This is a genomic window from Klebsiella sp. F11 (assembly GCF_056712265.1).
The window spans coordinates 4793771-4818407 of record NZ_CM160060.1; the positions used below are offsets into that span (position 1 = coordinate 4793771).

A 24637-nucleotide genomic window follows, 5' to 3' on the forward strand; every position below is an offset into this window, starting at 1 on the left:
TCTTCTACTCTTCTTCATCGCCATTAAAGTTAGCCTGAGGAAGACAGCTGCGCGCGCCCCAGTAATAAATACCGAGCGACATTGCCGCCACTATTATCGTATCCCAGGGGTGAGGTAGCGCGTTAATGCCGCCAAAACTCCCCAGCCACGAGCAGAGCATAATCAGGGCATAGAAGACAATCAGCCACAGCGAAGATTTCACCTGCTGCGCAAAGCTCACCGCATGGACCGGCACCTTGCTTTTGCACAGCACGTACACCGCAAACATCACGATTTGCAGCCCCAGCAGCCAGGAGAGGGTCGTCCAGCCGGACCAGTAGACGATCAGCGCCGAAACCATAAACGACACCGGGCCAATGATATGGAACGCGCGTACGCGGAACGGGCGCAGCATATCCGGCGCGTTGCGGCGCAGCCCGGCGGCGGTCACCGGGGCGATAGCGTAGCTCAGCACCAGCGCCGCCGACACCACGCTAATTAACTGCTCCCACGACGGGAACGGCAGGGTCCAGAAAATAGAGAGGCCGAAGGTCAGCCACAGCGCCGGACGCGGAATACCGGACTCTTTATCGATATGGGTAAAGGCTTTAAAAAAGGTCCCGCTTTTCGCCCAGCCGTAAATCACCCGCGGCGTGGCGTTCATATAGATATTGCCGGTTCCGCTCGGGGAAACGATCGCATCGCTAATCACCATAAACGCCAGCCAGCCCATGCCGAGGGTGATGGCGATATCGCGATACGGCAGCGAGAATTGCTTGCTGACCTCAGCCCAGCCGCCGCTCAGCATATCGGTCGGGATGCTGCCGAGAAACGCCACCTGCAGCAGCACGTAGATAATCGTCGACAGCACCACCGAGAGGATCAGCGCCACCGGGATCGTGCGCTGGGGGTTTTTCACCTCGCTGGCCACCGAGATAATCGGCGTCAGCCCCAGGTAGGCAAAAATAATACCGCCGGCGCTGATGGCCGCCTCCACCCCCGACATGCCGAACGGCGCGAATCCCTGGGTATGCAGGTTTTCCGGCTTGAAGAAGGCGAACAGGGTGATGACCACCAGCAGCGGCACCAGAAACTTCAGCACGCTAATCACGTTATTCGAGCGAGCGAAGGTTTTGACGCTGTAGTAGTTGAGGCCGAAGAAAAAGCACAGCAGCAGAAACTGCACGATCCAGCCGAGCAGCGTCGGCGAGCCGGAGCCCGGCTGGGTCAGCATCGGGAACCACGCCGCGGCGTACTGGCGAGCGGCGACAATTTCAATCGAGATCAGGCTGGAAAAGGCGATAAGGGTGATAAATCCCAGCAGATAGCCCATCAGCTCGCCGTGGGAAAAGACCGGATAGCGGATAATCCCGCCGGCGCGCGGCAGCGCCGCCCCCAGCTCGCAGTAGACGATCCCCAGCAGCAGCACCGCAAACCCGCCGATCGTCCAGGAGGCGATCCCCGCCGGCCCGGCAATCGACGCCACGTGGCTGGCGGCGAACAGCCAGCCGGAGCCAAAAATCGCCCCCAGGCCGATAAACGTCAGGTCGGTTAAGGTCAGCTGCTTTTTAAACTTACCCGACTCAGCAACGCGGGTTTGACTGCTATGCGTAGTGTGAATGGTCATGGTGTTGCCCTTTCATCAATCAGAGTGGGGAAATTGCTTCCCGGGTCCACTGCCCGTTCACCAGGCGCAGCAGGTTTAAAGGGTTCGCATCCTGCAGGGCCGGCGGCAGCAGCGCGGCGGGCGCGTTCTGCAGGCAAACCGGGCGCAGAAAGCGCTCTATCGCCCGGGTGCCGACCGAGGTGCCGCGTGCGTCGGTGGTGGCCGGCCAGGGCCCGCCGTGGACCATCGCATCGCACACCTCCACCCCGGTGGGATAGCCGTTGAACAGCACCCGCCCCGCCTTCTCGCTCAGCAGCGGCAGCAGGCGCGACGCCAGCGGACGATCGTCGGCCTCCGCGTGCAGCGTGGCGGTGAGCTGCCCCTGCAGGCTCTGCAGCAGGGCCTGCAGCTGGGCCTCATCGGCCACCTCCACCAGCACCGACAGCGGGCCAAAGATTTCGCGCTGGAGCAGAGAGTCGGCGGCCATCACCTGCTCCGCCGTCGCCTGATACAGCATGGCCTGCGCCTGGGCGCCCTCTGCGGCCTGGCCGGCGGCCAGACGCTGCACGCCGGGGCAGGCGTCGAGCGCCGCGACGCCCGCGCGATAGTGCTCGCGCGTCGGCGCATTCAACAGCACCTGCGCGGCGGCGGCGCGCACCTGCTCGCAGAGGGCCGCCCTGAAGCGCTCGCTGCCCGCCCCTTTGAGCAGCAGAATCAGGCCGGGACGGGTGCAAAACTGGCCGCCGCCGAGGGTAAACGACGCCACCAGCTCTTTTGCCAGCAGCGGCGCCCGGGAGGCCAGCGCCTGCGGCAGGATAATCAGCGGATTGATGGCCGACATTTCGGCAAACATCGGAATCGGCTGGGGGCGCTGCTGCACCCGCTGGTAGAGCGCGCGTCCGCCCTCCAGCGAGCCGGTAAAGCCCACAGCCTGAATCGCCGGATGGCTCACCAGCTCCGCGCCGATGTCGGTGCCAAAAATCAGGTTAAACACGCCGCCGGGCAGGCCGCACGCCTCCACCGCGCGAACCACGGCCTGCGCCGTCTGCTCGGCGGTCGCCATATGTCCGGGATGCGCTTTGACCACCACCGGACAGCCGGCCGCCAGCGCCGACGCGGTGTCGCCGCCGGCGGTGGAGAACGCCAGCGGGAAGTTGCTGGCGCCGAACACCGCCACCGGGCCAATCGCGGTCTGATACTGGCGCAGGTCGGGCCGCGGGGCGGGCTTGCGCTCCGCCAGCGCGGTATCGATGCGCGCCCCGAACAGATCGCCGCGGGCCAGCAGGTCGGCAAACATCCGCAGCTGGCCGCTGGTGCGCGCCCGCTCCCCCTGCAGCCGCGCCAGCGGCAGCGCGGTCTCCTCGTGGGCAATCGCCAAAAAATCCTCCCCGAGGGCGTCCAGCTCGTCGGCAACGCGCTGCAGAAAGCGCCCCCGCAGCTCGGGCGAGGTCTGAGAAAAGGCGCTGAACGCCTGCTGTGCCGCCTGCGCCGCCTGCGCCGCCTCCTCGCGGGAGGCCGGATAGAAACGGTGGCCGGTGGCTTCGCCATCCGCCGCCCGCAGGCTCAGCAGCGTGGCTTCACCGCTGGCTACGCGGCGGCCGGCGATAAACTGTCGCCCCGCCGTTATCTGTTTTTCGCTCATCATCGCTCCTCGGCCTAAAGGCCCACGTCCGGCAGCTCGGGGCGCGTCGCCATCGCCTGCTCGACTATCGCGATCACCTGCCGGCGGGTCTCACCTTCCAGCGCCAGGCGCGGCGGACGGGTCACTTCGCTCCCGCGGCCCAGCAGCTCTTCGCAGAGCTTGATGCACTGCACCAGATCGGGACGCGCGTCGAGGTGCAGCAGCGGCATAAACCAGCGGTAGAGCGCCATCGCTTCGTCATAGCGTTTCTGAATAGCCAGGCGGAACAGCGTCTCGCCCTCGCGCGGGAAGGCGTTCGACATCCCCGAAATCCACCCCTCGGCGCCGACGGCGATGCTCTCGACCACCACGTCGTCAAGGCCGGCAAACAGCACGAAGCGATCGCCCACGGTGTTGCGCAGGTCGGTAAAGCGCCGGGTATCGCCCGATGAATCCTTAAAGCAGACGATGTTGTCGCAGTCGGTCAGCGTCGCGAGAATCTCCGGCGTGACGTCGTTTTTGTAAATCGGCGGGTTGTTATAAACCATAATCGGCAGGTCGGTGGCGGCGGCCACGCTGCGGAAATGGGCGGCGGTTTCATGCGGTTTTGATGAGTAGACCAGCGCGGGCATGACCATAATCCCGTCGACCCCCACGCGCTCCGCCTCTTTCGCCATCGTCCGGGCGAAGGCGGTGGTGAATTCGGCAACGCCGGCAAGAACCGGGATTTTGCCGCCGGCGGCGTCCTTCGCCGCCTCGATAATTTGCAACTTTTCCTGGGTGCTCAGAGAGGTGTTTTCCCCGACGCTGCCGCACACCACCAGCCCGGAAACGCCATCTTTCACCAGATTTTTCATCACCGCGTGGGTGGCGTCTAAGTCGAGAGAATAGTCGCGATGAAACTGCGTGCTGACTGCCGGAAATACGCCGCTCCAGTGAATCGCTTTTGTGCTCATGCTCGGTTCCTTGTCGTCATTTTGTTAAGTCAAAGTGAATGATTGGTGAATATTCACTGACAGATTGACGCGTCATGGTTCCGGCGGCTTGTGGGTTTTCCTCCAATACGATGACGAAATTAGCACAGTCGCAAAAGCGTGAAGCGGCGGTTATCCCGCCAGGGTTATGCGGAAATCGCGGGGAGTTGAGCCGGTCATCGCCTTAAACTGACGGCTGAAGGCGCTGTGATCGGTATAGCCGCACTGCAGCGCAATGTCGGTAATCGGCGTATCTCCCGCCAGCAGCTCGGTGGCTTTTTCGAGCCGGACCTTATGGATCATCTGCCGCGGAGTGAGGTGAAAGATTCGCTTACAGTAGCGTTCGATCTGCGCCACCGACATGCCGCTGAGCGCGGTCAGCTCATCCATGGCGATCGGCCGATGATAGTGGCGCCGGATATGATCGTCGACGATCGCCAGCCGCTGCCACGCCGGGTGGCGGGCGTGGGCCTCCTGCAGATCGTGCGAGATCCCGGCCATCCCGATCACCTGCCCGTGAATATCGCGCAGCGCCAGCTTCTGCGTCAGGCACCAGCCGCGTTCGCGGCCGTTGTAAAGGTGCATCTCCAGCTGGTCGCGCAGCATCACCCCTTCGCGCAGAACCCGCAGATCCTGCTCGGTGTAGCCCTGGCCGAGCGCCGAGGGAAAGACGTCGGCCGAGGTTTTGCCCAGCAGCATCGAGACGGTTTTAAACCCGCAGCGGCGGGCCAGCGTCAGGTTGGCCAGCAGATAGCGCGCCTGGTGGTCTTTAATAAAAAACACGACGTTGGGAATGGCGTTCAGCAGAGGGGCAATCAGCGCCAGCGCGTTGAGCAGCGCCGGCATATTCTCCGGACGCTGGCGCGCCAGCCCTTCGCAAATCTGGCTCAGCTCGTCCACGGCCAGGCCCGTTTCATCCACCGGCTCGCATGCCGGAGCAGCCTCGGTAACACACAACATAACGCTTCCTCATGGCGGGTAACGGGAGGATATTTATTCACCTTTTATTAACACATCAAGCGGCAGCAGCGCGTTTTGCGATCCTGGCGGCGGTTTAAGTTTTCTGCCGAATAGCCGGCTGGCGTTATTGCGCCTTTCGGTTTACCACATCGTTAATGGAATGATTAATAAGAAATAATTATGAATTTCAACGGATAGTTCCGCCGCTGACTGTGCTGATTTCGTCACTTCGCCTGATGAAAGCGCTCAAGCGGGAGGCGGCCTCTTGCGCCAGCATTGTGAAACATCTTATTAACCACCGGAGAGATTCATGACCGCGCCACGCCGGCCCGCTGAACTGAGGGCCATTGATTCACATACCGGCGGCGAGCCAACCCGCCTGATCGTTGACGGTTTTCCGGATCTCGGCCAGGGCAGCATGGCGGAACGTCGCGAGCGCTTTGCCGCCGAATTCGACCGCTGGCGTCAGGCGATTATCCTCGAGCCGCGCGGCAGCGACGTGCTGGTGGGCGCGCTGCTGTGCGAGCCGGTTTCGCCGGCCGCCACCGCCGGGGTGATCTTCTTCAACAACGCCGGCTTCCTGAATATGTGCGGCCACGGCACGATCGGCCTTATCGCCTCGCTGGCGTGGCTGGGCCGCATTAGGCCGGGCAGGCACCTGATTGAGACCCCGGTCGGCGACGTGAGCGCGACGCTGCATGAAGACGGCAGCGTGTCGGTGGAGAACGTTCCGGCCCGACGCTGGAAAAAGGGGATCGGCGTGGAAACCGCCTTCGGCACCGTGACCGGCGACATCGCCTGGGGCGGCAACTGGTTCTTTCTCATTAGCGATCACCCCTTCAGCATTGAGCCCGCGCAGATCCCCCAGCTCACCGAATACGCCTGGGCCGTACGCGAAGGGCTGGAGGCCGCAGGGATCCGCGGCGATGACGGCGGCGCGATCGACCACGTTGAGCTGTTTGCCGACGATGAAACCGCTGACAGCCGCAGCTTCGTGCTGTGCCCCGGCAGGGCGTGGGATCGCTCGCCGTGCGGGACCGGAACCAGCGCCAAGCTGGCCTGCCTGGCGGAGGACGGCAAGCTGCGGCCCGGCGAGATCTGGCAGCAGGCCAGCATCATCGGCAGCCGCTTTACCGCCAGCTACGCCCGCGAGGCCGTCGGCATTATCCCGACCATTCGCGGCGAAGCCTGGGTATGCGGCGATAATCGCCTGATCCTCAATCCTGACGATCCCTTCCGCTGGGGGATCGTGCCGTGAGCGGCAGCGACGTCATAGTCATCGGCGCGGGGATCGTCGGCGCAGCCTGCGCCTGGCGGCTGGCAAAGCGCGGCCAAAAGGTCACCCTGATCGACAGCGGCCAGCCGGGGGCGACCGCCGCCGGAATGGGCCACCTGGTGTGCATGGATGATAACCCCGCCGAGCTGGCCCTCTCCGCCTGGTCGCTCGAGCGCTGGCGCGCAATCACGCCGCGCATGCCGGAGAGCTGCGCCTGGCGCGGCTGCGGCACCCTGTGGCTGGCGGAAACGACGCAGGAGCTGGAGATCGCCCGGGAAAAGCAGCGGCGGATGGTGGAGTATCAGGTCATCACGCAGATGCAGAGCGCGGAGCAGCTGGCGCAGCGCGAGCCCCTGCTGCGCGCGGGCCTGCCGGGCGGGTTGTGGGTTCCCGGCGACGGAATCGTCTATGCCCCCAACGCCGCCCGCTGGTTTATCGCCGACGCCGGCGCCGGGCTGACCCATCTGCGGGAAGCCGCCCAAACGCTGGAGGAGCCGACGGTGACCCTGACCAGCGGCAGGCGGCTGCGGGCGCCGGCTATCGTGGTCGCCTGCGGCCTTGATGCCAACACGCTGCTGGGAGAAAGCTGGCTGCGGGCGAAAAAGGGCCAGCTGGCGATTACCGATCGCTACGGCCCGCTGCTCCGGCATCAGTTGGTCGAGCTCGGCTACGGCGCCAGCGCCCACGGCAGCGGCACCTCGGTGGCCTTTAACGTCCAGCCGCGGCCCACCGGACAGCTGCTGATCGGCTCTTCCCGCCAGTTTGATACCACCGATCGCCAGCTGAATTTACCCCTGCTGGCGCAGATGCTGGGCCGCGCGCGGCAGTTTCTGCCGACCCTCGGCGAGCTGAATATCATCCGCTGCTGGAGCGGCTTTCGCGCCGCGTCGCAGGACGGCAATCCGCTGATTGGCCCTCACCCGTCGCGCCGCGGCCTGTGGCTGGCGCTGGGCCACGAGGGGCTCGGCGTGACCACCGCCCCCGCCAGCGCGGAGCTCCTCTGCGCCCAGCTGACGGGCGAACGTACGGCGCTGGCCCCCGACGCCTGGCTGCCCGCTCGCCTGCGGAAACAGGAGGCCATCGCCTGATGCCTACGATCCAGATAATCATTGAAGGCGCCAGCCTCGAAGTGCCGGCGGGGATCAGCATCGCCGCCGCGCTGGCGCTCACCGCCGACCCCACGACGCGAATTGCCGTCGGCGGCGATCCGCGCGCGCCGTTTTGCGGTATGGGAGTCTGCCAGGAGTGCCGGGTGACCGCCAACGGCCGTCGGGTGCTGGCCTGCCAGACGCTGTGCCTGCCGGGAATGAACATTGAAAGGAGTCGCCATGCAAACGCTACGCTGTGAGGTGCTGATTCTCGGGGCGGGCCCTGCCGGCCTCGCCGCCGCGCTGGCCGCCGCCTCCTGCGGTAAGCGAACGATCGTGCTTGATGACAACCCGCGCCCCGGTGGGCAGATCTGGCGCGACGGGCCGCAGGTCAAGCTCCCGGCCCCGGCGCGGCGCTATCGCGAAGCCGTCGCCGCGGCTGAAAATATCACCCTGCTCAGCGGCGCCCGCCTCATCGCCCGACCGACCGAGCGCAGCGTGATGTTTGAAACCGCCGGGGCGTGCGGGATCGTCGAATGGCAGAAGCTGATTCTGTGCTGCGGGGCGCGCGAGCTGTCGCTGCCGTTTCCCGGCTGGACGCTGCCCGGCGTAACGGCGGCAGGCGGCCTGCAGGCGCAGATCAAGCACGGCCTGGCGCTGAAAAACGGCGAGCGGGTCGTGGTGGCCGGCAGCGGTCCGCTGCTGCTGGCGGTGGCCGAGACGGTGAAAAAAAGCGGCGGCGAGATAGTGCAGATTGTCGAGCAGGCGCCGCTCTCCGCCCTGATGCGCTTCGGCAGCCGGCTGTGGCGCTGGCCGGAAAAGCTGCGCCAGCTCGCCAGCCTCGCCCCGCGGCGCTACCTGAGCGGCAGCCATGTTATTCGCGCCCACGGCAAAACGCGTCTTGAAGCGGTGACGATCCGCCGGCGCGGCGTCGAGCGTACGCTGGCGTGCGATCGGCTGGCAATTGGCTACGGCCTGGTGCCGAGCCTCGAGAGCGCGCTGTTTTTTGGCTGCGCCATTGTGGATGAGGCGGTGCAGGTTGATTGCTGGCAGCAAACCAGCGTCGCGGACGTGTATGCCGCCGGAGAGTGCACCGGCTTCGGCGGCAGCGAGCTGGCGCTGGCCGAAGGGGAGATTGCCGGCTTTGCGGCGGCGGATGCCGGCGATCGGGCGCGGGCCCTCTTCACCCGCCGCGCGCGCTGGCAGCGCTTTGCCGACGCCGTCAGGCGGGCGTTTATCCTGCCGGAGAGCCTGAAAACCCTCGCCACGCCGGAGAGCCTGCTGTGCCGCTGCGAAGACGTCCGCTGCGGCGAGGTGGCGAACGCCGAGGGCTGGCAGCAGGCAAAGCTGGCGCTGCGCTGCGGCATGGGCTCCTGCCAGGGGAAAACCTGCGCGACCACGGCCCGCTGGCTGTACGGCTGGCCGCTGGTCGCGCCGCGCGAGCCGCTCTCCCCCGCGCGGGCGGAAACGCTTATCGCCCTCGCCCAGGAGAGCGGCGAGCGCTGACCTACTCCTCCTGCCGATCGTCGCGCGCGGCGCCGTTGCGGTTGCCGAGCGCGATAAACTCCTCCAGCAGCGCGGTCAGCTGACGCATTTTTTCGCTGGTAAACTCCTCTTCGATCAGCCGATAGGCCTCTTCAACCTGAGCCTGGGCGCTTTGATACAGCTTTGTCCCTTCCGCCGTCAGCGAAACGTACAGCTTGCGCTGATCGCTGACCGGCTTTAAGCGCAGCACCAGGCCGCCGCGCTCCATGCGGGTCAAAATACCGGTCAGGCTCGGGCGCAAAATGCAGGCGCGGAAGGCGAGATCGTGGAAATCCATCGACGGGCTTTCGGCAAGGATGCGCACAATACGCCACTGCTGCTCGGTGAGATTATGGCGTTTGACGATCGGCCGGAAATAGCCCATCGCCGCTTCCCGCGCCTGCAACAGCGCAATAGTTAACGAATCATGCATCACATACCCTCTACATCGTATTTCAGAATCTATTAACAAGTTAATAACTAGCGCTTATTTGCCGATGACGCAACCGGTTTCTGCTGCTGAAAAGTACCAGCCTTTTCAGAATTAAAAATTAACAGTTTGATTATAAACAATTAAATTTCATTTTTGTAAATTTAATGTTAATCCGATCACAAAACATTCACTTCTGTTTGCCAAACCCTACCGCAAGGAATAAAAGGTAATCATTAACATATTAATGAAATCCCTTAAGCTTCCGAAATCAGTCCCAGAGGAGTGGTGAATGAAAGGTACCATCTTCGCCGTTGCGCTTAACCACGCCAGCCAGATCGCCGCCTGGCGCGAAGCGTTCCAACAGGCCCCGTACAAAACGCCGCCGCAGACCGCGGTCTGGTTTATCAAACCGCGCAATACCGTTATCGGCAGCGGCGACGCGATCCCTTACCCGCAGGGGGAAATCGTGCAGAGCGGCGCCACCGTAGCGCTGATCGTCGGCAAAACCGCCCGCGACGTCTCCGTCGAAGAGGCCGCCTCCTGCATCGCCGGCTACGCGCTGGCCAACGACGTCAGCCTGCCGGAAGAGAGCTTTTACCGCCCGGCGATCAAGGCCAAATGCCGCGACGGTTTTTGTCCGCTGGGCGCCCTCGCCCCGGTACGGAGCGTCGATAACCTGACCATCATCACCGAAATCAACGGTCGCGAAGCGGATAGCTGGAACACCGCCGACCTGCAGCGCGGCGCCGCCGAGCTGCTGAGCGCCCTGAGCGAGTTCGCCACCCTTACTTCCGGCGATGCCATTCTGATCGGCACCCCGCACGCCCGCGTCACGCTGCACCCCGGCGATCGCGTACGCATTCTCGCCGAGGGCTTCCCGGCGCTGGAAAACCCGGTCGTCGCAGAAGGAGAGCCGGCATGAAACAGGCACGTATTGAGTGGCAGGGACAGGTACGCAGCGTACAGGTCGACGATCGCGAGCAGGTCATTCTCGACGACGGCACCCGGCTGCAGGAGGGGGAGTTCCGCTGGCTGCCGCCCGCCGACGGCACCCTGTTCGCGCTGGGGCTGAACTACGCCGACCACGCCAGCGAGCTGGAATTCAAGCCGCCGGAAGAGCCGCTGGTGTTTATCAAAGCGCCGAACACCTTCCTCGGCCATCGCCAGGAGTCGGTGCGTCCGGATAACGTCGAATATATGCATTACGAAGCCGAGCTGGTGGTGGTGATAGGCAAAACCGCGCGCAGGGTCAGCGAGGCCGACGCCCTGGAGTACGTCGCCGGCTATACGGTCTGCAACGACTACGCCATCCGCGACTATCTCGAGAACTACTACCGGCCGAATCTGCGGGTCAAAAGCCGCGACACCCTGACCCCCATCGGCCCGTGGATCGTCAGCAAAGAAACGGTCCCCGACCCACACAACCTGACCCTGCGCACCTGGGTCAACGGCGAGCTGCGCCAGCAGGGCACCACCGCCGATCTGATCTTCAGCATCCCGTTCCTGATCGCGTACCTGAGCGAGTTTATGACCCTGCAGCCCGGCGACATGATCGCCACCGGCACGCCGAAGGGGCTGTCCGACGTAGTGCCGGGTGACGAAGTGATCGTCGAAGTCGAGGGCGTGGGCCGTCTGGTCAACCGCATCATCAGCCAGCAAGCTTATGAGGAGAAGCTGTCATGAAAAAAATTAACCACTGGATCAACGGCGAAAGCGTGGCAAGCGCGGAATACTTCCACACCACCAACCCGGCCACCGGCGAAGTGCTGGCAGAGGTCGCCTCCGGCGGCGAGGCCGAGGTGAATCAGGCGGTCGCGGCGGCCAAAGCGGCGTTCCCGAAATGGGCCAACCTGCCGATGAAGGAGCGCGCGCGCCTGATGCGCCGGCTGGGCGATCTGATCGACCAGAACGTCCCGCAGATCGCCGCGATGGAGACCGCCGATACCGGCCTGCCGATCCACCAGACCAAAAACGTGCTGATCCCGCGCGCCTCACACAACTTCGAGTTCTTCGCCGAAGTGTGCCAGCAGATGAACGGTAAGACCTATCCGGTTGACGACAAGATGCTCAACTACACCCTCGTGCAGCCGGTGGGCGTCTGCGCGCTGGTGTCGCCGTGGAACGTGCCGTTTATGACCGCCACCTGGAAGGTGGCGCCGTGCCTGGCGCTGGGCAACACCGCGGTGCTGAAAATGTCCGAGCTGTCGCCGCTCACCGCCGACCGTCTCGGCGAGCTGGCGCTGGAAGCCGGTATTCCGCCAGGGGTGCTGAACGTGGTGCAGGGTTACGGCGCCAGCGCCGGCGACGCGCTGGTGCGCCATCACGACGTGCGCGCGGTGTCGTTTACCGGCGGCACCGCCACCGGGCGCAACATCATGAAAAACGCCGGGCTGAAAAAGTACTCGATGGAGCTGGGCGGTAAATCGCCGGTGCTGATTTTTGAAGATGCCGATATCGAGCGCGCGCTGGATGCCGCCCTGTTCACCATCTTCTCGATCAACGGCGAACGCTGCACCGCCGGCTCGCGCATCTTCATTCAGCAGAGCATTTACCCGGAGTTCGTCAAGCGCTTCGCCGAACGCGCCGGCCGCCTGCGCGTCGGCGACCCGACCGATCCCAACACCCAGGTCGGGGCGCTGATCAGCCAGCAGCACTGGGAAAAAGTCTCCGGCTATATCCGCCTCGGCATCGAAGAAGGCGCCACCCAGCTGGCCGGCGGCCCGGATAAGCCCGCCGACCTGCCGGCGCATCTTCGAGGCGGCAACTTCCTGCGCCCGACGGTGCTGGCGGACGTCGATAACCGCATGCGGGTGGCCCAGGAAGAGATTTTTGGCCCGGTGGCCTGCCTGCTGCCGTTTAAAGACGAAGCCGAAGGCCTGCGCCTCGCCAACGATATCGAATACGGCCTGGCCTCCTATATCTGGACCCAGGACGTCAGCAAGATCCTGCGCCTCGCGCGCGGGATTGAAGCAGGCATGGTCTTCGTCAATACCCAGAACGTCCGCGACCTGCGCCAGCCGTTCGGCGGCGTGAAGGCCTCCGGCACCGGCCGCGAAGGCGGCGAGTACAGCTTCGAGGTGTTCGCCGAAATGAAAAACGTCTGTATTTCCATGGGTGACCATCCGATCCCGAAATGGGGCTTATAAGGAGCACAAAATGGGCAAATTAGCGTTAGCCGCCAAGATTACTCACGTACCTTCGATGTATCTCTCCGAGCTGCCGGGGAAAAACCACGGCTGCCGCCAGTCGGCGATCGACGGCCATAAGGAGATCGGTAAACGGTGCCGCGAAATGGGCGTCGATACGATTATCGTTTTCGATACCCACTGGCTGGTGAACAGCGCCTACCACATTAACTGCGCCGACCATTTTAAGGGCGTCTATACCAGCAACGAGCTGCCGCACTTTATTCGCGACATGACCTACGACTACGACGGCAACCCGGAGCTGGGCCAGCTGATTGCCGATGAAGCGGTCAAACTGGGCGTGCGCGCCAAGGCGCACAACATCCCGAGCCTCAAGCTGGAGTACGGCACCCTGGTGCCGATGCGCTATATGAACAGCGATAAACATTTCAAAGTGGTGTCGATCTCCGCCTTTTGCACCGTCCACGACTTCGCCGACAGCCGCAGGCTGGGGGAAGCCATCGTCAAAGCAATTGCAAAATATGACGGTACCGTGGCGGTCCTCGCCAGCGGCTCGCTTTCGCACCGCTTTATCGACGACCAGCGCGCCGAAGAGGGGATGAACAGCTACACCCGCGAGTTTGACCATCAGATGGATGAGCGGGTGGTGAAGCTATGGCGCGAAGGCAAATTCAAAGAGTTCTGCACCATGCTGCCGGAGTACGCCGACTACTGCTACGGCGAGGGCAATATGCACGACACGGTGATGCTGCTCGGGGTGCTCGGCTGGGATAAATACGACGGCAAGGTCGAGTTTATCACCGACCTGTTCGCCAGCTCCGGCACCGGCCAGGTCAACGCCGTCTTCCCGCTGCCGGCTCAGGCGTAAGGGGTCCGCGATGCCACATTTTATCGCCGAGTGTACGGACAACATCCGCGAACAGGCCGACCTACCGGGCCTGTTCGCCGAGGTCAATCAGGCGCTGGCCGCCACCGGTATTTTCCCGATCGGCGGCATCCGCAGCCGCGCCATCTGGCTGGATACCTGGCAGATGGCCGACGGCAGGCACGATTACGCCTTCGTGCATATGACGCTGAAAATCGGCAGCGGGCGCAGCCTCGAAAGCCGCCAGGAGACGGGAGAGATGCTCTTCGCCCTGATAAAGGCGCACTTCGCCGCGCTGATGGAGAGCCGCTACCTGGCGCTGTCGTTTGAGATTGAGGAGCTGCACCCAACCCTGAACTACAAGCAGAACAACGTCCACGCGCTGTTTAAATAATTGACGTCATCCGGCGGGCGCAGCGCCGAAGACCCGATAGTACACATTCGCAGGCAATGTCACAGGAATCCCTATGCTCGATAAACAGACCCGCACCCTGATCGCCCGGCGGCTGAACCAGGCCGAAAAGCAGCGTGAACAGATCCGCGCCATCTCGCTCGACTATCCCTCAATCACCATCGAGGACGCCTACGCCATTCAGCGCGAGTGGGTCGAGCTGAAAATTGCCGAAGGCCGGGTGCTGAAGGGCCATAAGATTGGCCTGACCTCGAAGGCGATGCAGGCCAGCTCGCAGATTAGCGAACCGGACTACGGCGCGCTGCTCGATGATATGTTTTTCCACGACGGCGGCGATATTCCCACCGACCGTTTCATCGTGCCGCGCATCGAGGTCGAGCTGGCCTTCGTGCTGGCCAAACCGCTGCGCGGCCCGAACTGCACGCTGTTCGACGTCTATAACGCCACCGACTACGTGATCCCGGCGCTGGAGCTGATCGACGCCCGCTGCCACAACGTCGATCCTGAAACCCAGCGCCCGCGCAAGGTGTTCGACACCATCTCCGATAACGCCGCCAACGCCGGGGTGATCCTCGGCGGCCGGCCGGTTAAGCCCGATGAGCTGGATCTGCGCTGGATCTCCGCCCTGCTGTACCGCAACGGGGTCATCGAAGAGACCGGCGTGGCCGCCGGGGTGCTGAATCACCCGGCCAACGGCGTGGCCTGGCTGGCGAACAAGCTGGCGGCGCACGACGTGCAGCTGGAGGCCGGGCAAATTATCCTCGGCGGCTCGTTTACCCGTCCGGTGGCGGCGTGCAAAGGCGATACCTTCCACGTCGATTACGGCCGCATGGGCGCGATTAGCTGCCGCTTTGCGTAGGGGAAAGAAGATGAATAATGCCTTTAAAGATGCGCTGCAGGCCGGGCGCCCGCAAATCGGCCTGTGGCTGGGACTCTGCAGCAGCTACAGCGCCGAGCTGCTGGCCGGCGCCGGATTCGGCTGGCTGCTGATTGACGGCGAACACGCGCCGAATAACGTGCAAACGGTGCTGACCCAGCTGCAGGCGGTGGCGCCCTACGCCAGCCAGCCGGTGGTTCGCCCTTCGTGGAATGACCCGGTACAGATTAAGCAGCTGCTGGACGTCGGGGCGCAAACCCTGCTGGTGCCGATGGTGCAGAACGCCGAAGAAGCGCGGCTGGCGGTGAAAGCCACCCGCTATCCGCCGGCAGGTATCCGCGGCGTCGGCAGCGCCCTGGCCCGCGCTTCACGCTGGAACCGCATCCCGGACTATCTCCACCTGGCCAACGACGCCATGTGCGTGCTGGTGCAGATTGAGACCCGCGAGGCGCTGAAAAACCTGCCGCAGATCCTCGAGGTCGAGGGGGTGGACGGCGTGTTTATCGGCCCGGCGGATCTCAGCGCCGATATGGGCTTCGGCGGCAATCCGCAGCATCCGCAAGTGCAGGCGGCAATTGAAAGCGCCATCGTGCAAATCCGGCAGGCGGGCAAAGCGCCGGGCATTCTGATGGCCAACGAGCAGCTGGCAAAACGCTATCTCGAGCTCGGCGCGCTGTTCGTCGCCGTCGGCGTCGACACCACCCTGCTCGCCCGCGCCGCCGAAGCCTTAGCCGGGCGTTTTGGCGCCGGCGGAAGCGCGGCCCAGTCCGGCGTCTATTAACGCCAAATCACGACCCTACAAAAATTCCCATTAGAGGAAAGAACCATGAGCGACACATCATCAGCCATTCCGGAGACGCGCGATCCCGCTAATCAGCACAAGCAGCTGACGGCGCAGCAGCAGTCGGTTATCAACAAGCTGTTTCGCCGCCTGATCGTATTTTTGTTCGTGCTGTTTATCTTCTCATTCCTTGACCGCATCAATATCGGCTTTGCCGGGCTGACGATGGGCCAGGATCTGGGGCTCAACGCCACCATGTTCGGCCTGGCGACCACGCTGTTTTACGCCGCCTACGTTATCTTCGGCATTCCGAGCAATATCATGCTCAGCATTGTCGGCGCCCGCCGCTGGATAGCCACCATCATGGTGCTGTGGGGGATCGCCTCCACCGCCACGATGTTCGCCACCGGCCCCAAAAGCCTGTACGTGCTGCGCATGCTGGTGGGGATTACCGAAGCCGGCTTTCTGCCCGGCATTCTGCTCTATTTAACCTACTGGTTTCCGGCCTTTTTCCGCGCCCGCGCCAACGCCCTGTTTATGATCGCCATGCCGGTGACCACCGCCATCGGTTCGATTATTTCCGGCTATATACTGTCGCTGGACGGCCTGTTCAATCTGCACGGCTGGCAGTGGCTGTTTTTGCTCGAAGGCTTCCCGTCGGTGCTGCTGGGCATCATGGTGTGGTACTGGCTGGATGACTCCCCGGCAAAAGCCAAATGGCTGACTACAGAGGACAAAAAGTGCCTGCAGGAGATGATGGATAACGACCGGCTGACGCTGGTGCAGCCGGAAGGCGCCGTCAGCCACCGCGCGATGCAGCAGCGCAGCCTGTGGCGCGAAGTCTTCACGCCGATCGTGCTGATGTACACCCTGGCCTATTTTTGCCTGACCAATACCCTCAGCGCGATCAGCATCTGGACGCCGCAGATCCTCAAAAGCTTTAACGAGGGAAGCAGCAATATCACCATCGGCCTGCTGGCGGCGATCCCGCAGATCTGCACCATTCTGGGGATGATTTACTGGAGCCGGCACTCGGATAAATGCCAGGAGCGCAAGCACCATACCGCCCTGCCGTTTCTGTTTGCCGCCGCCGGCTGGCTGCTGGCCTCGGCGACCGATCACAGCCTGATCCAGATGCTGGGGATCGTTATGGCCTCCACCGGCTCCTTTAGCGCAATGGCCATTTTCTGGACCACGCCGGACCAGTCGATCAGCCTGCGCGCGCGGGCCATCGGCATCGCCGTGATCAACGCGACCGGCAATATTGGATCGGCGCTAAGCCCGCTGATGATCGGCTGGCTGAAGGATCTGACCGGCAGCTTTAACAGCGGCCTGTGGTTCGTCGCCAGCCTGCTGGTGATTGGCGCCGTGATTATCTGGGCCATTCCGATGAAAGCCTCGCGCCCGCGCGCTACGCCTTAAGGAGCGGCTATGCCCCAGCGTTCGATCGCCAATATCGATATCAATAAAGAGTACGATGAAAGCCTGGGCACGGAGGACGTGCACTACCAGTCGTTCGCCCGCATGGCGGCCTTTTTTGGCCGCGACATGCAGGCCCATCGCCACGACCAGTATTTTCAGATGCACTTTCTCGATACCGGGCAGATTGAGCTGCAGCTCGACGACCACCGCTACTCGGTACAGGCGCCGCTGTTCGTCCTGACGCCGCCGTCGGTACCGCACGCGTTTATCACCGGCTCCGAGAGCGACGGCCACGTGCTGACCGTGCGCGAGGATCTGATCTGGCCGCTGCTGGAGGTGCTCTATCCCGGCACCCGGGAGGCCTTCGGCCTGCCGGGGATGTGCCTGTCGCTGGCCGATAAGCCGGACGAGCTCGCGGCGCTGGCCCACTACTGGCGGCTGATTGAGCGCGAGTCGACCTCCCAGCTGGCGGGACGCGAGCATACGCTGGTGCTGCTGGCGCAGGCGGTGTTCACCCTGCTGTTGCGTAACGCCAGGCTCGACGACCACGCCGCCAGCGGCATCCGCGGCGAGCTCAAGCTGTTCCAGCGCTTTAACCAGACCATCGACGGCCACTACCACCAGCACTGGACGGTGCCGGATTACGCCAATGAGCTACATATTACCGAATCAAGGCTTACCGACATCTGCCGGCGCTTTGCCAACCGGCCGCCGAAGCGCCTTATTTTCGACCGGCAGCTGCGCGAGGCCAAGCGGCTGCTGCTGTTTTCCGATAGCGCGGTCAATGAGATCGCCTGGCAGCTGGGGTTTAAAGATCCGGCCTATTTTTCCCGTTTTTTCCATCGCCTGGTCGGCTGCTCGCCCAGCACCTTCAGAACGCAAAAAGTGCCGGTGTCCTGAATTTTCCCCGGCCGCGGCGCGCGGTTGGGGAAATCCGCCGCCGTAGCGCCCGGCGCCGGCGGCAAAAAAACGAAAAACCGACCCGGATCACAGAACGCCATCCTGCCTGAAAAGTACCCGCCGTTGACCTAAAAGTCTCTTCACGTAACCCGTCTGAACCGATTCAATTAAGCAACAAAAAGAAAACATAAATTTAACCTTTGTGCCCTGAATGATTCGAGCCGCGACCGAACAGCGCCGCCCGCAGCATGACGGGATACGCCGATTAATACTGAAGAGGTCCCGATGAAACCTGAAGATTTCCGCGCAGACGCTAAACGCCCGTTAACCGGGGAGGAGTACCTGAAGAGCCTGCAGGACGGCCGCGAAATTTATATCTACGGCGAGCGCGTCAAGGACGTTACCACCCACCCGGCGTTCCGCAACGCCGCCGCCTCCGTCGGCCAGCTGTACGATGCGCTGCACAAGCCCGAGCTGCAGGACTCCCTGTGCTGGAACACCGATACCGGCAGCGGCGGCTATACGCATAAGTTCTTCCGGAAGGCGAAAAGCGCCGACGATCTGCGCCAGCAGCGCGACGCCATCGCCGAGTGGTCGCGCCTGAGCTACGGCTGGATGGGCCGCACCCCGGACTACAAGGCCGCCTTCGGCTGCGCGCTGGGCGCCAACCCGGCGTTTTACGGCCAGTTTGAACAGAACGCCCGCAGCTGGTACTCCCGCATTCAGGAGACCGGCCTGTACTTTAACCACGCCATCGTCAACCCGCCGATCGACCGCCATAAGCCGGCCGACGAGGTGAAAGACGTCTACATCAAGCTGGAAAAGGAGACCGACGCCGGGATCGTCGTCAGCGGGGCGAAAGTCGTCGCCACCAACTCGGCGCTGACCCACTACAACATGATCGGCTTCGGCTCCGCGCAGGTGATGGGGGAAAACCCGGACTTCGCCCTGATGTTCGTCGCCCCGATGGATGCCGAAGGCGTCAAGCTAATCTCCCGCGCCTCCTATGAGATGGTCGCCGGCGCCACCGGTTCGCCGTACGACTATCCGCTCTCCAGCCGCTTCGACGAGAACGACGCGATCCTGGTGATGGATAAGGTGCGGATCCCGTGGGAGAACGTGCTGATCTATCGCGATTTCGACCGCTGCCGCCGCTGGACGATGGAGGGCGGCTTCGCCCGCATGTACCCGCTGCAGGCCTGCGTGCGCCTGGCGGTTAAACTCGACTTTATCACCGCCCTGCTCAAGCGCTCGCTGGAGTGTACCGGCACCCTGGAGTTCCGCGGCGTGCAGGCGGATCTCGGCGAGGTGGTGGCCTGGCGCAATATGTTCTGGGCGCTGAGCGATTCGATGTGCTCGGAAGCCACCCCGTGGATCAACGGCGCCTGGCTGCCGGATCACGCCGCGCTGCAGACCTACCGGGTGATGGCGCCGATGGCCTACGCCAAAATCAAAAACATCATCGAGCGCAACGTTACCAGCGGCCTGATCTACCTGCCGTCCAGCGCGCGCGATCTCAACAATCCGCAGATCGACCAGTATCTGGCGAAATATGTGCGCGGATCGAACGGCATGGATCACGTCGAACGCATCAAGATCCTCAAGCTGATGTGGGACGCGATCGGCAGCGAATTCGGCGGCCGCCACGAGCTGTATGAAATCAACTACTCCGGCAGCCAGGATGAGATTCGCCTACAGTGCCTGCGTCAGGCGCAGAGCTCCGGCAACATGGACAAAATGATGGCGATGGTCGAGCGCTGCCTTTCCGAGTACGACCAGCACGGCTGGACGGTGCCGCACCTGCACAATAACTCAGATATCAATATCCTGGATAAGCTGCTGAAGTAATTCACAGCGGGAGGTCACAATGCAATTAGATGAACAACGCCTGCGCTTTCGCGATGCCATGTCCAGCCTGTCGGCGGCGGTGAACGTGATCACCACCGAAGGCGATGCCGGCCGCTGCGGCATCACCGCCACCGCGGTGTGCTCGGTCACCGACACGCCGCCATCGGTGATGGTGTGCATCAACGCCAACAGCGCCATGAACCCGGTGTTCCAGGGCAACGGCAGGCTGTGCATCAACGTCCTGAACCACGAGCAGGAGGTGATGGCGCGCCACTTCGCCGGGATGACCGGGGTGACGATGGAGGAGCGCTTCAGCCTCTCGTGCTGGCAAAAAGGCGCGCTGGGGCAGCCGGTGCTGAAGGATTCTCTGGCCAGCCTCGAAGGCGATATCAGCCAGGTGCAGACCATTGGCAGCCACCTGGTCTATCTGGTCGAGATTAAGCACATCACCCTAAGTCAGGAAGGCCACGGGCTGATTTACTTCAAGCGTCGCTTCCATCCGGTGATGATGGCGATGGAAGCCGCCGTCTAACCGGGCTTATTCTCCCCCTCCGCGAGGGGGAGAAATTCTTGTGATCTCAATCACATATTATGCCACTGTACGTTTCCCGCCCAACCGCTTACTCCCGCAAGTGACCGCTTAACCCGCCATACAACCACTCATAGATTTACCCAACTTTACGCGCGCAGAGTTCTGGCAAGATCGTCCCCAGCATAGTGACTCAATACCTCCGCAAAATTACGTTCAGACGGCTTCGGCCAATTATTCATCTCATAACGCCAGGTTTTACTATGGATACTAAAAAACTATTCAAGCACATACCCTGGGTGATTCTTGGAATCATCGGGGCATTTTGCCTCTCGGTCGTCGCCCTGCGTCGCGGGGAGCACGTCAGCGCCCTGTGGATTGTCGTCGCATCGGTATCGGTCTATCTGGTGGCCTACCGCTACTACAGCCTGTACATCGCCCAAAAGGTGATGAAGCTCGACCCGACCCGCGCGACGCCGGCGGTTATTAACAACGATGGCCTCAACTACGTGCCGACCAACCGCTACGTGCTGTTCGGCCACCACTTTGCCGCGATTGCCGGCGCCGGCCCGCTGGTCGGCCCGGTGCTGGCCGCGCAGATGGGCTACCTGCCCGGCACGCTGTGGCTGCTGGCGGGCGTGGTTCTGGCGGGGGCGGTGCAGGACTTTATGGTGCTGTTTATCTCCTCGCGCCGTAACGGCTCATCGCTGGGGGAGATGATCAAAGAAGAGATGGGCCCGATTCCGGGGTCGATTGCCCTGTTCGGCTGCTTCCTGATTATGATCATTATCCTTGCGGTGCTGGCGCTGATCGTCGTGAAGGCGCTGGCGGAAAGCCCGTGGGGCGTCTTCACCGTCTGCTCAACCGTGCCGATCGCGCTGTTTATGGGGATCTACATGCGCTTCCTGCGCCCCGGCCGCGTGGGCGAAGTGTCGGTGATTGGCATCGTGCTGCTGGTGGCCGCCATCTGGTTCGGCGGCGTGATTGCCCACGACCCGTACTGGGGCCCGGCGCTGACCTTTAAAGACACCACCATCACCTTTACCCTGATCGGCTACGCGTTTATCTCCGCCCTGCTGCCGGTGTGGCTGATTCTGGCGCCGCGCGACTACCTGGCGACGTTCCTGAAAATCGGCGTTATCGTCGGCCTGGCTTTGGGTATCGTTATCCTTAACCCGGACCTGAAAATGCCGGCGGTCACCCAGTACATCGACGGTACCGGCCCGCTGTGGAAAGGCGCCCTGTTCCCGTTCCTGTTTATCACCATTGCCTGTGGCGCGGTCTCCGGCTTCCATGCGCTGATCGCTTCCGGCACCACGCCGAAGCTGCTGGCGAATGAAACCGACGCGCGCTTTATCGGCTATGGCGCAATGCTGATGGAGTCCTTCGTAGCGGTCATGGCGCTGGTAGCGGCGTCGATTATCGAGCCGGGCCTCTACTTCGCGATGAACACCCCGCCGGCCGGCCTCGGTATCGTGATGCCGAACCTGCATGAAATGGGCGGTGAAAACGCCGCGATGATTGCCGCGCAGCTGAAAGACGTGACCGTACACGCGGCGGCCACCGTCAGCTCCTGGGGCTTCGTGATTTCGCCCGAGCAGATTCTGCAAACGGCGAAAGACATCGGCGAACCGTCGGTGCTGAACCGCGCGGGCGGCGCGCCGACCCTGGCCGTCGGTATCGCCCACGTGTTCCACAAAATCATCCCGATGGCGGATATGGGCTTCTGGTACCACTTCGGTATTCTGTTTGAGGCGCTGTTTATCCTCACCGCGCTGGATGCCGGTACCCGCGCAGGCCGCTTTATGCTCCAGGATCTGCTGGGCAACTTCGTGCCGTTCCTGAAGAAAACCGATTCGCTGGTTGCCGGCGTCGTGGGAACCGCCGGCTGCGTCGGCCTGTGGGGCTACCTGCTGTATCAGGGCGTGGTCGACCCGCTGGGCGGCGTGAAGAGCCTGTGGCCGCTGTTCGGTATCTCTAACCAGATGCTGGCCGCCGTGGCGCTGGTTCTTGGCACCGTGGTGCTGGTCAAAATGCAGCGCACCAAATACATCTGGGTCACCGTGGTTCCCGCCCTGTGGCTGCTGCTGTGCACCACCTGGGCGCTGGGTCTGAAACTGTTCAGCACCAACCCGCAGATGGAAGGCTTCTTCTTTATGGCCCAGCAGTACAAAGAGAAGATTGCCGCCGGCGGCGAACTGAGCGCGCAGCAGATTGCCAACATGAACCATATCGTGGTCAACAACTATACCAACGCCGGCCTGAGTATTCTGTTCCTGGTGGTGGTCTACAGCATCATCTTCTACGGCATCAAAACGTGGATCAACGTGCGTAACAATAAGGTACGCACCGACAAAGAGACCCCGTACGTGCCGGTGCCGGAAGGCGGCGTGAAGACCTCTTCACACCACTAGTCCAGCCCCGTTCAGCCCCGCTTCGGCGGGGCTTTTCAGTGAGCGACTCAACCCGGCACTAAAATAGCCCGAACGACGGGCGCAACGCATATCTGGAACGAGCAATGTTTGGTAACTTAGGTCAGGCTAAAAAATACCTGGGTCAGGCGGCGAAGATGCTGATTGGCATTCCGGACTACGACAATTACGTCGAACATATGCAGACCAACCATCCGGATAAACCGTATATGACCTACAACGAATTCTTCCGCGAGCGCCAGCAAGCGCGCTACGGCGGGAGCGGAGAAGGCGGCGTACGCTGCTGTTAATGGAGGCACGCATGACACCGATTGCAGTCACCCTGCTGACCGGATTTCTTGGCGCAGGCAAAACCACCCTGCTGCGGCATATTCTCAACGCGCAGCACGGCTTTAAAATCGCGGTGATCGAAAACGAATTTGGTGAAGTCTCCGTTGATGACCAGCTGATTGGCGATCGCGCCACCCAGATCAAAACCCTGACCAACGGCTGCATCTGCTGCACCCGTTCCAACGAGCTGGAAGACGCCCTGCTCGACCTGCTCGACAGCCGCGATCGCGGTGAGATTGCCTTTGACCGGCTGGTGATTGAGTGCACCGGCATGGCCGATCCCGGCCCGATTATTCAGACCTTTTTCTCCCATGAGATCCTCTGTGAACGCTACCTGCTGGATGGGGTGATTGCGCTGGTTGATGCGGTCCACGCCGACCAGCAGATGAATCAGTTCACCATCGCCCAGTCGCAGGTGGGCTACGCCGACCGTATTCTGCTAACCAAAACCGACGTCGCCGGCGACAGCGAAGCGCTGCGCGAACGGCTGGCGCGCATCAACGCCCGGGCGCCGGTTTACGCCGTCACCCATGGCGATATCGACCTCGGCCAGCTGTTTAATACCAGCGGCTTTATGCTGGAAGAGCAGGTGGTGAGCGCGAAGCCGCGCTTCCACTTTATTGCCGACCAGCAAAACGACGTCTCGTCGATCGTGGTGGAGCTGGACTATCCGGTCGATATCAGCGAGGTATCGCGGGTTATGGAAAACCTGCTGCTCTCATTCGCCGAGCAGCTGATGCGCTACAAGGGGATGCTGTGGATTGACGGCGAGCCTAACCGCCTGCTGTTCCAGGGCGTCCAGCGCCTGTATAGCGCCGACTGGGATCGCCCCTGGGGCGACGAGCGGCCGCACAGCACGCTGGTGTTCATCGGCATTAACCTGCCGGAAGAGGAGATTCGGGCGGCGTTTGCCGGATTGCGGAAGTAGCGGTTCGCACGTTCCCTCTTCCTGTGGAAGAGGGCCAGCGTGAAGGCATCAGGAAGTGCAGAACTCATTCCAGGTATCACGATAGATAACGTTTCCTTCGGTGTACTTCCAGGTTATGGCCTCATAACGCAGCTCGAGCGTTTCAAGGTGGGTGCTGCTCAGGCCGTTGGGGGAAAGGTACGGCGAAACCGTGGTGATTTTGACGTTTTCGAGGATGATATTGAAATACTCGGACTCAATGCCTGACTCCATAATGCGGTACATCCTGATGGTGGCTTTTTTCAGGGTCCGCCCCTCGCACACGGCGCGATAGAGAGCGGGCGTCGTCTTGTCGAACTCTTTCACGATGGCGATCGGCCGATGAATACGCGTGCCGGTAAGTTTGCCCCGGTTCGTATCTACGGGAATGGTGATGCCGTGCGAGAAGGATTTTAATTCGATGGAGCCTAAACGCAGAGGCATTAAACAACCACCAACAAGCGGAGAACCGTTTTCATCCTCAAGCCACAGGTGCGCGGGAGTAGACATATTTCATTTCCTTATATACCCGTCGAACTTCAAGCCGCATGCGCGCTGGCTTTACTACTCGGCGCATGCATGATGCCTCGCCCTTATGGGCCGCCGCGGCTCGAAATATTTAGGGCATAAATCAATTTGATAAAAAGTTTATTTTTGGTGCTACCATTTCACGTAGCGCGCAAATATA

The 24637-nt window shown here is 62.3% G+C and carries 24 protein-coding genes; 18 read left to right on the plus strand and 6 right to left on the minus strand.

Annotated features, from left to right (window positions below; all coding sequences use genetic code 11):
- Positions 1-4 precede the first annotated feature (4 nt).
- The 4 genes from AC1M2H_RS23575 to AC1M2H_RS23590 all read right to left on the minus strand — a co-directional run bounded on the left by AC1M2H_RS23575 (position 5) and on the right by AC1M2H_RS23590 (position 5140).
- The gene (locus tag AC1M2H_RS23575; protein WP_480149284.1) at positions 5-1606 is read right to left on the minus strand and encodes an APC family permease; all 1602 of its coding nucleotides are present in this window, start codon (positions 1604-1606) and stop codon (positions 5-7) included.
- A gap of 19 nt (positions 1607-1625) precedes the next feature.
- The gene (locus tag AC1M2H_RS23580) at positions 1626-3227 is read right to left on the minus strand and encodes an aldehyde dehydrogenase (NADP(+)) (protein ID WP_480152023.1); all 1602 of its coding nucleotides are present in this window, start codon (positions 3225-3227) and stop codon (positions 1626-1628) included.
- Positions 3228-3241: 14 nt separating this feature from the next.
- Complete coding sequence (locus AC1M2H_RS23585) at positions 3242-4162, minus strand: dihydrodipicolinate synthase family protein (RefSeq protein ID WP_480149285.1); 921 nt, start codon at positions 4160-4162, stop codon at positions 3242-3244.
- Positions 4163-4312: 150 nt separating this feature from the next.
- Positions 4313-5140 (minus strand): helix-turn-helix domain-containing protein, encoded by an 828-nt coding sequence (locus AC1M2H_RS23590; protein WP_480149286.1) that lies wholly within the window; start codon positions 5138-5140, stop codon positions 4313-4315.
- A gap of 310 nt (positions 5141-5450) precedes the next feature.
- Here AC1M2H_RS23590 and AC1M2H_RS23595 point away from each other — a divergent pair, with 310 nt between their 5' ends.
- The 4 genes from AC1M2H_RS23595 to AC1M2H_RS23610 are packed head-to-tail and all read left to right on the plus strand — an operon-like array spanning position 5451 to position 9010.
- Entirely contained in the window at positions 5451-6398 is a 948-nt protein-coding gene (locus AC1M2H_RS23595; protein WP_480149287.1) for a 4-hydroxyproline epimerase, read from the plus strand.
- Positions 6395-7504, plus strand: a complete 1110-nt coding sequence (locus AC1M2H_RS23600) for an NAD(P)/FAD-dependent oxidoreductase (protein ID WP_480149288.1) — start codon at positions 6395-6397, stop codon at positions 7502-7504. Before AC1M2H_RS23595 ends, AC1M2H_RS23600 begins: the two co-directional genes overlap by 4 nt.
- A complete protein-coding gene (locus AC1M2H_RS23605) occupies positions 7504-7764 on the plus strand; it encodes a (2Fe-2S)-binding protein (RefSeq protein ID WP_045860148.1) in 261 nt (86 codons plus the stop codon). The genes AC1M2H_RS23600 and AC1M2H_RS23605 overlap by 1 nt, the downstream gene beginning before the upstream one ends.
- Positions 7745-9010, plus strand: a complete 1266-nt coding sequence (locus tag AC1M2H_RS23610; protein ID WP_480149289.1) for an FAD-dependent oxidoreductase — start codon at positions 7745-7747, stop codon at positions 9008-9010. The genes AC1M2H_RS23605 and AC1M2H_RS23610 overlap by 20 nt, the downstream gene beginning before the upstream one ends.
- Position 9011: 1 nt before the next feature.
- Here the strand turns inward: AC1M2H_RS23610 and hpaR are convergent, their stop codons facing one another.
- Positions 9012-9461: a homoprotocatechuate degradation operon regulator HpaR gene (gene hpaR / locus AC1M2H_RS23615; RefSeq protein WP_480149290.1), complete on the minus strand. Its 450-nt coding sequence runs from the start codon at positions 9459-9461 to the stop codon at positions 9012-9014.
- A 289-nt stretch (positions 9462-9750) separates the two neighbouring features.
- Here hpaR and AC1M2H_RS23620 point away from each other — a divergent pair, with 289 nt between their 5' ends.
- The 14 genes from AC1M2H_RS23620 to yjiA all read left to right on the plus strand — a co-directional run bounded on the left by AC1M2H_RS23620 (position 9751) and on the right by yjiA (position 23931).
- On the plus strand, positions 9751-10383 hold the full coding sequence (locus tag AC1M2H_RS23620; protein ID WP_480149291.1) for a fumarylacetoacetate hydrolase family protein: 633 nt from the start codon (positions 9751-9753) through the stop codon (positions 10381-10383).
- Positions 10380-11144: a fumarylacetoacetate hydrolase family protein gene (locus AC1M2H_RS23625; RefSeq protein ID WP_480149292.1), complete on the plus strand. Its 765-nt coding sequence runs from the start codon at positions 10380-10382 to the stop codon at positions 11142-11144. Before AC1M2H_RS23620 ends, AC1M2H_RS23625 begins: the two co-directional genes overlap by 4 nt.
- Entirely contained in the window at positions 11141-12607 is a 1467-nt protein-coding gene (gene hpaE, locus AC1M2H_RS23630) for a 5-carboxymethyl-2-hydroxymuconate semialdehyde dehydrogenase (RefSeq protein ID WP_480149293.1), read from the plus strand. Before AC1M2H_RS23625 ends, hpaE begins: the two co-directional genes overlap by 4 nt.
- Before the next feature lie 10 nt (positions 12608-12617).
- Positions 12618-13475: a 3,4-dihydroxyphenylacetate 2,3-dioxygenase gene (gene hpaD, locus AC1M2H_RS23635; RefSeq protein WP_480149294.1), complete on the plus strand. Its 858-nt coding sequence runs from the start codon at positions 12618-12620 to the stop codon at positions 13473-13475.
- Positions 13476-13485: 10 nt separating this feature from the next.
- Complete coding sequence (locus AC1M2H_RS23640) at positions 13486-13866, plus strand: 5-carboxymethyl-2-hydroxymuconate Delta-isomerase (RefSeq protein ID WP_480149295.1); 381 nt, start codon at positions 13486-13488, stop codon at positions 13864-13866.
- Between the two features lie 73 nt (positions 13867-13939).
- Positions 13940-14743: a 2-oxo-hept-4-ene-1,7-dioate hydratase gene (gene hpaH, locus AC1M2H_RS23645; protein ID WP_480149296.1), complete on the plus strand. Its 804-nt coding sequence runs from the start codon at positions 13940-13942 to the stop codon at positions 14741-14743.
- Positions 14744-14753: 10 nt separating this feature from the next.
- Complete coding sequence (gene hpaI / locus AC1M2H_RS23650) at positions 14754-15542, plus strand: 4-hydroxy-2-oxoheptanedioate aldolase (protein WP_480149298.1); 789 nt, start codon at positions 14754-14756, stop codon at positions 15540-15542.
- A gap of 45 nt (positions 15543-15587) precedes the next feature.
- Positions 15588-16964: a 4-hydroxyphenylacetate permease gene (hpaX, locus tag AC1M2H_RS23655; RefSeq protein ID WP_480149299.1), complete on the plus strand. Its 1377-nt coding sequence runs from the start codon at positions 15588-15590 to the stop codon at positions 16962-16964.
- A 9-nt stretch (positions 16965-16973) separates the two neighbouring features.
- Positions 16974-17864, plus strand: coding sequence for a 4-hydroxyphenylacetate catabolism regulatory protein HpaA (gene hpaA, locus AC1M2H_RS23660; protein ID WP_480149300.1), 891 nt, complete (start codon positions 16974-16976; stop codon positions 17862-17864).
- A 285-nt stretch (positions 17865-18149) separates the two neighbouring features.
- On the plus strand, positions 18150-19712 hold the full coding sequence (hpaB, locus tag AC1M2H_RS23665; RefSeq protein ID WP_480149301.1) for a 4-hydroxyphenylacetate 3-monooxygenase, oxygenase component: 1563 nt from the start codon (positions 18150-18152) through the stop codon (positions 19710-19712).
- Between the two features lie 19 nt (positions 19713-19731).
- Positions 19732-20244 carry a 4-hydroxyphenylacetate 3-monooxygenase reductase subunit gene (locus tag AC1M2H_RS23670; protein ID WP_480149302.1) on the plus strand — a complete coding sequence of 171 codons (513 nt, stop codon included), beginning with the start codon at positions 19732-19734 and terminating at the stop codon, positions 20242-20244.
- Positions 20245-20504: 260 nt separating this feature from the next.
- Positions 20505-22655 (plus strand): carbon starvation CstA family protein, encoded by a 2151-nt coding sequence (locus AC1M2H_RS23675; RefSeq protein ID WP_480149303.1) that lies wholly within the window; start codon positions 20505-20507, stop codon positions 22653-22655.
- 104 nt (positions 22656-22759) lie between these two features.
- A complete protein-coding gene (locus AC1M2H_RS23680) occupies positions 22760-22963 on the plus strand; it encodes a YbdD/YjiX family protein (RefSeq protein WP_426813195.1) in 204 nt (67 codons plus the stop codon).
- Between the two features lie 11 nt (positions 22964-22974).
- Positions 22975-23931 (plus strand): GTPase, encoded by a 957-nt coding sequence (gene yjiA, locus AC1M2H_RS23685; RefSeq protein WP_480149304.1) that lies wholly within the window; start codon positions 22975-22977, stop codon positions 23929-23931.
- 48 nt (positions 23932-23979) lie between these two features.
- On the opposite strand, the gene AC1M2H_RS23690 is transcribed toward yjiA, so the two are convergent.
- On the minus strand, positions 23980-24459 hold the full coding sequence (locus tag AC1M2H_RS23690) for an Hcp family type VI secretion system effector (protein ID WP_480149305.1): 480 nt from the start codon (positions 24457-24459) through the stop codon (positions 23980-23982).
- Positions 24460-24637 lie beyond the last annotated feature (178 nt).